Raw genomic sequence first — 11808 nt, 5'->3', positions numbered from 1 at the left:
GCTTGCTGGCTGCGATTTAGGAAGACCAAGCGCAGCGGTCAAGTATTCTGGCGACCCAAATCGTCGGAAGACGGACCGCTGCCAGCGCAAGGGAACGATATGCCTGATGTGATTTTGACCGGCGCGTCCGGGCGGATCGAAGGTCGCTACTCGCCGGGCAAGACCGAAACGGCGCCCATTGCCCTCATCTTGCACCCGCACCCCAAGGCCGGCGGTCACATGAACCACCCGGTGGCCGTGCAGCTGTATCACCTGTTCATGAAGCGGGGTTTCGCGACCCTGCGCTTCAATTTCCGCGGCGTGGGCCGCAGCCAGGGCGAGTTCGACGCCGGCATCGGCGAGCTGGCTGACGCCGCCACCGCGCTGGACTGGCTGCAGACCTCGAACCCAGCCGCCAGCCAGACCTGGGTCGCCGGCTTCGACTTCGGCGCCTATATCGGCATGCAACTTTTGATGCGCCGCCCTGAGACGGACGGCTTCATCTCGGTGTCGCCGCCGACCAACATGTACGACTTCAGCTTCCTGGCCCCCTGCCCGGCCTCGGGCCTGTTCCTGACGGGCTCGGCCGACACCATCACCCCGCCGGTCGAGGTGGAGCGCGTAGTCACCAAGCTGCGCACCCAGAAGGGCATCACGATCGACTACGAAGTCATCGACAAGGCCACCCACTTCTGGGCCGAGCACCTGCCCAGCGTCGAGAAGAGCGTCAGCGACTATCTCGACAAGCGCCTGGCGGAAAATCCGATCTAGAGCTTTTCAGAAGGCCTCCCTCCGGGGAGGCCTTTTTCGTTTTGCCCCTTCTCTTTTAGGTCGGCGTCGCGCCACTGGTGTAACAGTGGTCACGATCTTATATTTTCACCGATTGATGAATATCAAGGAGCGGTGAGATGCACTACGACATCGTCATCGTCGGCGGGGGCGCCGGCGGACTGGAGCTGGCGTCGCGGCTGGGCCGTAGGCTCGGAGGTCGCCACGGCAAGCGTCGCGTGCTGCTGATTGACCGCTCGAGCTTCCACATCTGGAAACCGACCTTGCACGAGGTAGCGGCCGGCACCCTGGACGTGCACCAGGAAGGCATCTCGTATTCGATCCTGGGCCGCAGCAACGGCTTCAACTTCCTGCTCGGCGAGCTCTCGACCTTCGACCCAGCCGCCAAGCGCCTGACCCTTAAGGCGATCATCGGCGACGACGGCCAGGTCCTGGCGCCGGAACGGGCCATCACCTTCACCTACGGCGTGCTGGCGATCGGCAGCGGCTCGAACCTCTTCGGCACGCCCGGCGCTGAGCAGGCGCACCTGCTGGAACGCACCGAGGACGCCGAAGCCTTCCACACCCGGCTGCTCGCGGCCTTCACCAAGGCCTCGTTCTCGGCCGAGAAGATCATGCGCGTCGCCATCGTCGGCGGCGGGGCCACGGGCGTGGAGCTGTCGGCCGAGCTGATCGAGGCCCACCGCGAGTTGCTGGGCAGCCTGGGCGACGAACAGCGCTTCCGCTTGGACATCACCGTGGTCGAGGCCGCGCCGCGGATCCTGGGCGGCCTGCCACAGAAGATCGCCGACAAGGCCACGCTGGCCCTTGAGCGCAAGGGCGTGGCGGTGAAGACGGGCGCCAAGGTGGTGGCCGTCCATGCCGACCGGCTGGAGACTAGCCAGGGCGACGTCCCGGCCGACCTGATCGTCTGGGCCGCTGGCATCAAGGCCGCCGAGGCCAATACAGGCTTTGGCCTGGAGACCAACCGCGGCAATCAGTTCGTGGTCAATGACCGCCTGGAGACCTCGGCGCCGGACGTCTGGGCCCTGGGCGACTGCGCCGCCGCGCCGTGGAAGGACGGCAAGACCATCCCGGCCCGCGCCCAGGCCGCGCACCAGCAGGCCAGCTATCTGGAACGCGCCCTGATCGCCCGGCTGCACCAGGGCCGGATCGCGACGCCGTTCGTCTATCGCGACTTCGGCTCGCTGGTGTCGCTGGGCAACGACAAGGGCGTGGGCGCGCTGATGGGCGGGTTGGGCGGCCCGAACTTCTTCGTCGAGGGCCTGATCGCCAAGTGGGCCTATATGTCGCTGCACCTGGACCACCACCGGGCGATCCTGGGCGTGGGGCGCACTGTGACCCTGGCGCTGGCGCGGCTGCTACAGCAGCGGGTGTCTGGACGGCTGAAGCTGCACTAGGGCTGGACGATCCGGCCGCCCGTCATCGGCGCCTTCACGCCGGTAGTCCCCGGGAAGCTGATCGGCAGGCCCTTGACCGTGCGCGCCGCCAGGTAGGCGAAGGCCTCGGCCTCGATGCTGTCGCCGCGCCAGCCGTAGTCCTCGGCGGTCTTGACCGGCACCGGGGCGCGTTCGGTCAGCACCTTCATGATCTGCGGATTGTGACGGCCACCGCCGCAGACGATCAGGGCGCTGGGCCGCGCGCCAAGGTCGAACGCCTTGACCACGGCTTCCGCCGTGAAGGCCACCAGGGTGGCGGCGGCGTCCTCGGCCGACAGCGGCTCGACCAGATCCAGCGGGAAGTCGTAGCGGTCCAGCGACTTGGGCGCCGGGCCAGCGAAGTACGAACTGGCCAGGAACGTATCGAGGATCGTCTGGTCCACACGCCCGGAGGCGGCCAAGCGGCCGTTCTCGTCGAAGCGGCCCAAGCCTCGCTCCTGCAGCATCAGATCGATCATGCCGTTGCCGGGGCCGGTGTCGAAGGCCAGCAGCTCGTCCTCACCGATGAGGGTGATATTGGCCACGCCGCCGATGTTCAGCGCCGCCACCGGCGCCGGCAGGCCCGAGGCGCGGGCGCGGGCAGCGTGATAGATCGGGGCCAGCGGCGCCCCCTGCCCGCCGGCCGCCACGTCGGCCGTGCGGAAGTCGAAGGCCACCGGCCGCCCCGTCGCCTTGGCCAGGCGCTCGGCGTCGAGAAGCTGCACCGTTCGGCCGATCCGCTCGGGCGTCGGGCGCTCGTGGAAGACGGTCTGGCCGTGCACGCCCAGAAGGTCGAAGTCACTCCAGGCCAGGCCGTGCTCGGCCAGGAAGCTCTCGGCGGCATGCAGGTGCTCGTCGGCGACGGCGCGGGCGGCCTCGGCGAAGATCTCCGGCTCGGGCTTGTCGCGCGGCCAGCCTCGGGCGATCTCGGTCGCCACCAGCAGCAGGTCGCGGGTCTCTTCGCGCAGCTTGCGCTCGCCCGCCGGGCCAAAGGCCTGGATCTCGTGGCCGTCTGTCTCCAGCACCGCCATGTCGACCGCGTCGAGCGAGGTGCCGGTCATGAATCCAAGGATACGCATGGTCCGTTGACTGCCATGCCCGTGAAACGGTAGCTAGGCCCCATGATCGACGCTTTCGTCCTGGCCCGCCCCTATTACCGCCCGCTGCCATAGCGGGAGGACGATCAGCCACGTCGCCACCCCGCCTCGCCGGGGTCACTTCATTCCAAGTCGATCATGCGCTCCGGCTCGCACCCCGGAGTTTGAAATGAAACCCTCACAGACTGACCTCGCCGTGCTAGACGGCGCCCCATCACATTCAGAGAGTCGAACCATGTCCGCCGCGTCTGCCTTCAAGTCGGAGTTCCTGCGAACCCTGGAGGCGCGCGGCTACATCCATCAGATCACCCACTCGGACGAACTGGATGCGGCGGCCGCCGGCGGCATCGTCACGGCCTACATCGGTTTCGACGCCACGGCGCCGTCGCTGCACGTCGGCTCGCTGATCCAGATCATGATGCTGCGCCGCCTGCAGCAGGCCGGTCACAAACCGATCGTCCTGATGGGCGGCGGCACGACCAAGGTCGGCGACCCGACCGGCAAGGACGAGAGCCGCAAGCTGCTGTCGGACGACGATATCAAGGCCAACATCGCCGGCATCAAGCAGGTCTTCGCCAAGTTCCTGACCTTCGGCGACGGGCCCACCGACGCCATCATGGTCGACAACGATGAGTGGCTTTCGAAGTTCGGCTACGTGCAGTTCCTGCGCGACTACGGCGTGCACTTCACGGTCAACCGGATGCTGGCCTTCGACTCGGTCAAGCTGCGGCTCGAGCGCGAGCAGCCGATGACCTTCCTCGAATTCAACTACATGCTGATGCAGGCCACAGACTTCCTGGAGCTGAACCGCAAGTACGGCTGCGTCCTCCAGATGGGCGGCTCGGACCAGTGGGGCAACATCCTGAACGGCGTCGAGCTGACCCGCCGCGTCGACCAGAAGGCCGCCTTCGGCCTGACGACGCCGCTGCTGGCCACGGCCTCGGGCGCCAAGATGGGCAAGACCATGGCCGGGGCGGTGTGGCTGAACGCCGAGCAGCTTGAACCCTTCAAATACTGGCAATTTTGGCGCAACACCGAAGACGCTGATGTCGGTCGGTTCCTCAAGCTGTTCACCGATCTGCCGCTTGAACGCATCTCTGAACTGGAAGCCCTGCAAGGCGCCCAGATCAACGAGGCCAAGAAAGTGCTCGCTGACGAGGCCACACGCATGGCTCACGGCGATGAAGAAGCTCGTAAAGCCCGTGAGGCTGCCGAGAAGACTTTCGAACAAGGCGGCGTTTCGGCGAACCTGCCGACCAAAGAAGTTGCTCGCTCCGAGCTGGCCGAGGGAATTCGAGCATCAACCCTGTTCCTCGGTTGCGGTCTCGTGACTTCGAAGTCCGACGCTCGACGGCTCGCAAGCGAGGGCGGGATGCGGATCAACGATGTTAAAATCGCAGACGGCGACCAGCTGGTCACAGAAGCCGATCTTGTAGACGGCACCATCAAGCTGGCCGCCGGCAAGAAGAAGATCGTCTTGGTGAAGCCTGTTTAGTTAGACCATTGACTGTCATCCCGGCCGCAGCGTAGCGGAGAGCCGGGACCGCCAAGGACTCAGAGCCTGCGGCGGTCCCGGCTCGGCGCGCTTCGCGCTTGGCCGGGATGACAGATTTCAAGGACGCGTTCGATGCTGCAGCCCGGCGACAAGGCCCCTGATTTCGACCTGCCGACCGACACCGGCCGCGTCAGCCTGGCCGGCCTGAAGGGCAAGAACGTCGTCCTGTACTTCTACCCTAAGGACGACACCGCCGGCTGCACGTCCGAGGCGCTGCAGTTCTCGTCGGAAGTCGAGGAATTCCAGAAGCTGGGCGCGGTGATCGTCGGCGTGTCCAAGGATAGCGCCGCCTCGCACGCCAAGTTCCGCAAGAAGCACGACCTGACCATCGAGCTAGCCGCCGATCCGCTGGGCGACATCGTCGAGGCCTATGGCGCCTGGGTCGAGAAGAGCATGTACGGCCGCAAGTATATGGGCATCGACCGCTCGACCTTCCTGATCGACCGCGAAGGCGTCGTCCGCGAGGTCTGGCGCAAGGTGAAGGTCCCCGGCCACATCAAGGCCGTGATGAACGCCGCCAAGGCCATCAAGTAAAATTTCGTCTTTCAGGGGAACGCCTTCGTCGCAGAGGTGTTGTAACCGCGCCTCTACCTGTGACCTTTCGGCGCAAGCGCAGCCTTAACAGGTGACGTTCGCGATCAGGAAACGTTAAGGATCGAGGCGCAAGGTTATATTTTGCGACTCGCGCTCACTTCGGGCGCGAAGAGTCTTGCACGTTCCCGCTTTCTCGTAGCATATCGCCGGACCTGAAACGGGGGTTCTCGGGCGATGGCGATTAAGCGCTTCAAGCGACTGCGGCAGTCTCTCGAAACTCTTTTTCCCGAACGGCATATCTACATCCGCTCCGGCGGTGAGATGCGCGGTTATGTGTTCTCCACCAACAAGCAACTGCTGGGTGCGACTGGCGTCGCCGTCACTGCGCTGTGGATGGGCGTCTGCACCGCGGCCATGGCCGTCAACGCCCTGGCGGTCAGCTCGACCGATCAGCAAGTCATCAAGCAAAAAGCCTATTACGAGCGCCTGAACGCCGACCGCCAAGCGCGACTGAACAGCGCCGTCGCCCAGCTGTCGGCCACCAACGGCAACCTCGACGACCTGGCCACCTCGGTCGAGAAGCGTCACGCAGCCCTCGCCCTGCTGGTCTCCGACTTCAAGGGCGTGCCCGGCGCCGCCGAGGCCCTGAAGGTCGCCAAGCCGCGCCTGCTGGCCGCCAGCCCGGTGCAGCGCATCCAGGCCACCCGCATGGACCAGGAGCGCCTGATCGACGCCGCCGAAGGCTTCGCCAAGAGCCGCGCCGAGCGCCTGCGCCTGGCCATGCGCATGGCCGGCCTGGACGCCTCCAACTTCACCGGCCGCGGCGTGTCGCTGGGCGGCCCGCTGATCGAGGCCAAGGATCCGCGAGCTCTCGCCGCCGTCCTGGACGTCGACGAGGACTTCGCCAGCCGCATCCAGCACGCGGCCAATGATATGTCGGACATGCGCGCCCTGGGCGCGGCCAGCAAGAAGCTGCCGTTCTATCGCCCGACCAGCAATCCGGCCCTGTCGTCCAGCTACGGCGTCCGTTTCGACCCGTTCACGCGCCGCCCGGCCTTCCATTCGGGCCTGGACTTCCCCGGCGCCTTCTACACGCCCATCATGGCCACCGCGCCGGGCGTCATTTCGTTCACGGGCGTGCGCTCGGGCTATGGCAACACGGTCGAGATCGACCACGGCGGCGGCTTCAAGACCCGCTACGCCCACCTGGCCACCATCGGCGTTCGCGTCGGCCAGCGCGTGACCATCGGCGCCCGCGTCGGCGCCATGGGCTCGACCGGCCGCTCGACCGGTCCGCACCTGCACTACGAAGTCTGGGTCAACGGCAAGGCCCAGAACCCCAATCGTTTCTTGAAGGCTGGTGAGTATGTTCAGCAAGCAAGCTAAGTCCGGCAAGACGCCCGCGCGCATCGAGCCCCTGCCCACCCCGATGGCGGTCGCTCCGGTCGAGCAGGCCCGCCGCTCGCCCCCGAAGGTGGCCTCGCTGCTATCGGCCGACATCACCATCGAAGGCAGCGTCACCGGCGAAGGCGAGTTGCAGATCGACGGCGTGGTCAAGGGCGACGTCCGCGTCGGCCGCCTGACCGTCGGAGAGACCGGCCACATCGAAGGCGGCGTCTATGCCGAGGTCGTGGAAGTGCGCGGCCGCGTGGTCGGCGCCATCACCTCCAAGCAGGTCCGCCTCTACGGCACCTCGTATGTCGACGGCGACATCACCCACGAGCAGCTGGCCATGGAAACCGGCGCCTTCTTCCAGGGCCGCAGCCTGAAGTTCCAGCGCCCCGCCGCCCCGGCCCAGCCGGCGCCGCACGCCGAACCGCTGGCCATCGCCCAGGCCAAGCCGGTCGCCGACTGAGGCTTTTCTCAGAGGTTTCGGAAAGAGCGCTTCGGAAGGATCCGGAGCGCTTTCTCTTTGCACCCTCTCCAAGCCCGTCTTCCCGGCGAAAGCCGGGATCCAGATTCATCCAGAGAGGCTGGTGTGTTCGCGCCCCAACTCCACGCGCAATCGACAAACGCTCTGGGTTCGATCTGGGCCCCGGCTTTCGCCGGGGATACGGAGGACTAGCGGCTCGACAGCACGAAGGTGTTGCCGTCCGGATCCTTGAACTTGGCGAAGGTTCCCCAAGGCTGCTTCTCGGGCGGGCCTTCAAACTCGACGCCCTTCTCGGTCAGCTTGCGATAGGCGTGCTCGACGTCGTCGCAGGCCAGCGAGCCGTTGAAGAAGCTGCCGATGCGGTCCTCGTGGCCGTCGGGCGTGAACAGCACCAGCCCGGTCTCCGCGCCCGGGATGCTGAGCTCGATCCAGCGTTGCTTACCCATCGGCTGGTCGGTCGCCACGCGCAGGCCGACCTTCTCGGTCCAGAAGGTCAGGGCGCGATCCTGGTCGCTGACCGGAATGCTGACGAACTTTACCTTGCTGATCACGCTCATGGCGCTCCCCTTCCCTACCAACCGATGGGGTAGCGCGGCCGGCTTGCGCGGGTGAAGTCGTGCAGGCAATGCTATAGCAATGACTGCGCCAAGCTATGCCATCGACCGCTATGTGCTCGACACCCTGATGGCCGACCTCGTGGGCCACGACACAAGCCGTCGTCGTTCCTGGTCTATCTGGCGATCACGGCCGCGCATGCCGATGGCCGCGCCAGCTTCAGCCACGCGGAACTGGCCGAACGCACGGGCCAGTCGCGGCGCACCGTCCAGAACGCCGTCGAGAACTTGAAGCGAAGGGGTTTGATCGAGGTCAGCCGCCAGGGACCAACCGAAGCGGCGACCTATGTCCCGCTGACGCCCTGGAGACGCCAGCGGGACTAGTCAGGCCTAGGCCTCGCCGCCGTCGCGGGTGTGACCCACGCGTTGGGCCAGCGAAGCGCCCATGAAGGCGTCGAGGTCGCCGTCCAGCACGCCTTGCGTGTCGGAGGTCTCGACGTTGGTCCGCAGGTCCTTGACCATCTGGTAGGGCTGCAGGACGTAGCTGCGGATCTGGTGACCCCAGCCGATGTCGGTCTTGGTGTCTTCCAGCGCCTGCTGGGCGGCTTCCCGCTTTTGCAGCTCGGCCTCGTAGAGGCGCGCACGCAGCATCTTCCAGGCTTCCTCGCGGTTCTGGTGCTGCGAGCGGCCGGCCTGGCACGCCACCGCGATGCCGGTCGGAATGTGCGTCAGACGCACGGCCGAGTCCGTCTTGTTGATGTGCTGACCGCCGGCGCCGGAGGCGCGATAGGTGTCGGTCCGCACGTCCGACGGATTGATCTCGATCTCGATATTGTCGTCGACCACGGGATAGACCCAGGCCGAGGCGAACGAGGTGTGGCGGCGGGCGCTGCTGTCATACGGGCTGATGCGCACCAGACGGTGCACCCCGGCCTCGGTCTTCAGCCAGCCATAGGCGTTCGTGCCCTTCACAAGAAGGGTCGCGGACTTGATGCCCGCCTGGTCGCCGTCGGTCTCTTCGATCAGCTCGGTCTGCATCCCGTGGGCGTTGGCCCAGCGGGTGTACATGCGCAGCAGTATGCCCGCCCAGTCGCACGACTCGGTGCCGCCGGCGCCCGAGTTGATTTCGACGTAGCAGTCGTTGCCATCGGCCTCGCCCGACAGCAGGGCTTCAAGTTCGGCGCGACCGGCGCGCTCCTTGATGGCCTTCAGCTGGGCGCGGGCGTCGTTCAGGGAGTCCTCGTCGGACTCCATGTCGGCCAACTCGGCGTATTCGATCGCGTCTTTCACGTCGCGCTCGATCGACTGCACGGCCTCGACCTTGGCGGCCAGGGCGGCGCGTTCGCGCGAGACGGCTTGGGCTTCCGACGGGCGGTCCCACAGGGTCGGGTCTTCGACCCGGGCGTTCAGCTCATCGAGCTTTCGGAGGGCGACATCCCAGTCAAAGACGCCTCCTGAGCAGTCCCACGGACTGCTCGATGTCGGCCGCGGCGGCCTCGACATCCGGTCGCATCACGTAACTCCGTGACAGTGTTGAAGGGCGCGGGAGATAACGCGCGTCGCTCTCCCGCGCAATGACGTCAGTACAAACCGCTGAGCGGATCGACCTTCTGCGGCGGCGGCTTGCCCGGCTGCGGCGCCGGCTGAACCGGCTGCGGCAGGCCTGGCGACAGCTGCTCGTACGGGATCGGCCCGGTCGGCGCGACCTCGACCCGCGGCTCTGTGCCCGGACGGAAGGCTTCGCGGATGCCGCGCACCATGGCGAACTTGGCCGTCTTTGGCGGCTTGAAGTCGACGATCGGCTGGCCTTCCAGGGCGACCTTCATGAAGTCGCTGAACACCGGCACGGCGTCGGTGGCGCCGGTCTCGCCCTCGCCCAGCGAGCGGTTGTCGTCGAAGCCGACGAACACGCCCACCACCAGGTTCGGCGAGAAGCCGACGAACCAGGCGCTGCGGTACTCGTTGGTCGTGCCCGTCTTGCCGGCCAGCGGACGTCCCAGCGAGCTGACGGCGGCGGCCGTGCCGCGCTGGACCACGCCCTGCAGCATCGAGGTGATCTGGTAGGCCGTGACCGGATCCATGATCTGCTCGCCCGGCGCGGCGAAGCGCGGGCTCTCATCGCCGTTGAAGCCAGCCTCGCAGCGCTCGCAGTCGCGCTTGTCGGCGCGGAAGATGACCTTGCCCTCGCGATCCTGGACCAGCTCGATCAGGTGCGGATCGACGCGGCGGCCGCCGTTGACGAAGGCGGCATAGGCGGCGGTCAGCTTGAACGGCGTCGTCTCGCCCGCGCCCAGGGCCATGGCCAGCACGGGATCCATGCTCTTCACCACGCCGGCTCGCTGGGCGAAGTCGACGATCTTCTTCATGCCGACGCCCTGGGCCAGGCGCACGGTCATGGCGTTGATGGACTGCTCCAGGCCCTTGCGCAGCGGTTGCGCCCCGTAGAACTCCTTGTGGTAGTTCTCCGGGCTCCAGTCCTCGCCGTTAGCGCCCTTGAAGGTGATGGCGCTGTCGACGATGACGCTGGCGGGCGTGTAGTTGTTCTCCAGGGCCGCGGCGTAGACGAAGGGCTTGAACGACGAGCCGGGCTGGCGCATCGCCTGGGTGGCGCGGTTGAAGTTCGACAGCGAGTAGGAATAGCCGCCGACCAGCGCGACGATCCGGCCGGTATAGGGCTCCATCGCCACCATGGCGCCGTTGACGGCAGGCACCTGGCGCAGGCGATAGCCGGCGTCGGTCTTCTCGACGAACACCAGGTCGCCGGCCTTCAGGCCCTTGCCGTTCTTGGCCCAAGCCATGTCCTCGCCGACAATCTGGCCCTCGCCCTCCTTCTTGACCAGGCGCACGCGCCCGTCATTGGAGACGACCAGGGCCGGACGCCAGGTATTGCGTTCCGAGGGAATGGCCTTGGCGAGAGCGGTCTTTTCCCAGGCCAGGTCGGTCGATTCGACGTGACCCCAGGCGCCGCGCCAGCCGTGGCGGCGGTCGTACTTTTCCAGGCCGTCCATCAGCGCGACCCGGGCGGCCGTCTGCAGGCGCGGATCCAGGGTGGTGCGCATGTAGTAGCCGCCTTCGTTCAGGCGGGGACCCAGGGTCGCCATGCCACGCTGGCGCACTTCCTCGACGAAATAGTCGGCGTCGCGATAGGCGGCACGCTTGGGCGCGGCCTGGACGATCAGGTCCTCAGCCATCGCCTTGGCGGCGTCTTCCTTGGAGACCCAGCCTTGCTCGGCCATCTGGCCCAGCACCCAGTTGCGGCGCGCCAGGGCTTTGGCCTTGTTGCGGATCGGGTGGTAGTTGTCGGGCCCCTTGGGCAGCGAGGCCAGATAGGCGCACTGGGCCAGGGTCAGGTCCGGCAGCGACTTGCCGAAATAGTTGTAGGCGGCCGCGCCGACGCCGAACGAGCGATAGCCCAGCCAGATTTCGTTCAGGTACAGCTCGAGGATCTGCTGCTTGGTCAGCGACTGCTCCAGGCGGTGAGCCAGGATCGCTTCCTTGAACTTGCGGCCGACCGTGGCGTCACTGGTCAGCAGGACGTTCTTGGCCACCTGCTGGGTGATGGTCGAACCGCCCTCGAGGCGGCGGCCACGAATGGCGTTGCCGACGTTCTTGATCATGGCGCGCGATAGGCCGCCCACGTCGACGCCGCCGTGCTGGAAGAAGTTGCGATCCTCGGCCGCCAGGAAGGCCTGGGCCAGCTGCGGCGGGATTTGATCGTAAGGAATGAAGATCCGGCGCTCTTTGGAGTACTCGCCGATCAGGGTGCCGTCCCACGCATAGACGCGCGTGGCCGTCGGCGGACGATAGTCCTGCAGCTCACCGGCGTCGGGCATGTCGTGGAACAGCCATGCGGCATAGATCGCGATCGCGAAGCCCGCGACCGCGATGGCCGACAACACCGCCACGCCCGCGATGGCCATCCATCGTTCGGTGGGTTTCAGATCCACGCGACCTCCGTCGGGCAGGCCCCCTCGCCTGCCGCACACCCTTCACTAGATCGCTTGTCGCC

At 66.6% G+C, this 11808-nt stretch carries 12 protein-coding genes; 8 read left to right on the top strand and 4 right to left on the bottom strand.

Annotated features, from left to right (window positions below; genetic code table 11):
- The first annotated feature begins 99 nt into the window (after positions 1-99).
- On the top strand, positions 100-750 hold the full coding sequence (locus J7528_RS20520) for an alpha/beta hydrolase (RefSeq protein WP_184719478.1): 651 nt from the start codon (positions 100-102) through the stop codon (positions 748-750).
- 137 nt (positions 751-887) lie between these two features.
- Positions 888-2168 (top strand): FAD-dependent oxidoreductase, encoded by a 1281-nt coding sequence (locus J7528_RS20515; protein ID WP_291878316.1) that lies wholly within the window; start codon positions 888-890, stop codon positions 2166-2168.
- Here the strand turns inward: J7528_RS20515 and J7528_RS20510 are convergent.
- Complete coding sequence (locus J7528_RS20510; protein ID WP_291878313.1) at positions 2165-3265, bottom strand: anhydro-N-acetylmuramic acid kinase; 1101 nt, start codon at positions 3263-3265, stop codon at positions 2165-2167. The genes J7528_RS20515 and J7528_RS20510 overlap by 4 nt on opposite strands.
- A gap of 42 nt (positions 3266-3307) precedes the next feature.
- Here J7528_RS20510 and J7528_RS20505 point away from each other — a divergent pair, with 42 nt between their 5' ends.
- The 5 genes from J7528_RS20505 to J7528_RS20485 all read left to right on the top strand — a co-directional run bounded on the left by J7528_RS20505 (position 3308) and on the right by J7528_RS20485 (position 7227).
- Positions 3308-3358, top strand: coding sequence for a hypothetical protein (locus J7528_RS20505; protein WP_024265744.1), 51 nt, complete (start codon positions 3308-3310; stop codon positions 3356-3358).
- A 94-nt stretch (positions 3359-3452) separates the two neighbouring features.
- The gene (tyrS, locus tag J7528_RS20500) at positions 3453-4778 is read left to right on the top strand and encodes a tyrosine--tRNA ligase (RefSeq protein WP_291878311.1); all 1326 of its coding nucleotides are present in this window, start codon (positions 3453-3455) and stop codon (positions 4776-4778) included.
- 132 nt (positions 4779-4910) lie between these two features.
- Positions 4911-5372, top strand: a complete 462-nt coding sequence (locus tag J7528_RS20495; RefSeq protein ID WP_172271364.1) for a peroxiredoxin — start codon at positions 4911-4913, stop codon at positions 5370-5372.
- 234 nt (positions 5373-5606) lie between these two features.
- On the top strand, positions 5607-6758 hold the full coding sequence (locus J7528_RS20490; RefSeq protein WP_291878304.1) for a peptidoglycan DD-metalloendopeptidase family protein: 1152 nt from the start codon (positions 5607-5609) through the stop codon (positions 6756-6758).
- A complete protein-coding gene (locus tag J7528_RS20485) occupies positions 6739-7227 on the top strand; it encodes a polymer-forming cytoskeletal protein (RefSeq protein ID WP_291878301.1) in 489 nt (162 codons plus the stop codon). The genes J7528_RS20490 and J7528_RS20485 overlap by 20 nt, the downstream gene beginning before the upstream one ends.
- 206 nt (positions 7228-7433) lie before the next feature.
- Here J7528_RS20485 and J7528_RS20480 read toward each other — a convergent pair whose 3' ends face one another.
- The gene (locus tag J7528_RS20480; RefSeq protein WP_291878299.1) at positions 7434-7802 is read right to left on the bottom strand and encodes a VOC family protein; all 369 of its coding nucleotides are present in this window, start codon (positions 7800-7802) and stop codon (positions 7434-7436) included.
- A gap of 51 nt (positions 7803-7853) precedes the next feature.
- Between J7528_RS20480 and J7528_RS20475 the strand changes: the two genes are divergently transcribed.
- Positions 7854-8183, top strand: a complete 330-nt coding sequence (locus tag J7528_RS20475) for a helix-turn-helix domain-containing protein (RefSeq protein ID WP_291878296.1) — start codon at positions 7854-7856, stop codon at positions 8181-8183.
- A gap of 6 nt (positions 8184-8189) precedes the next feature.
- Here J7528_RS20475 and prfB read toward each other — a convergent pair.
- A protein-coding gene (gene prfB / locus J7528_RS20470; protein ID WP_291878293.1) for a peptide chain release factor 2 occupies positions 8190-9312 on the bottom strand; the annotation gives its coding sequence in 2 pieces (ribosomal slippage) (positions 8190-9242 and positions 9244-9312; 1122 coding nt in all).
- Positions 9313-9379: 67 nt separating this feature from the next.
- Entirely contained in the window at positions 9380-11746 is a 2367-nt protein-coding gene (locus tag J7528_RS20465) for a penicillin-binding protein 1A (RefSeq protein WP_291878290.1), read from the bottom strand.
- Positions 11747-11808: the final 62 nt, after the last annotated feature.

The sequence above is a fragment of the Caulobacter sp. genome, from assembly GCF_017744445.1.
GTDB lineage: Bacteria > Pseudomonadota > Alphaproteobacteria > Caulobacterales > Caulobacteraceae > Caulobacter.
The sequence above is the reverse complement of the archived record's forward strand: the minus strand, read 5'-3'. Positions and strand labels throughout refer to the sequence as shown.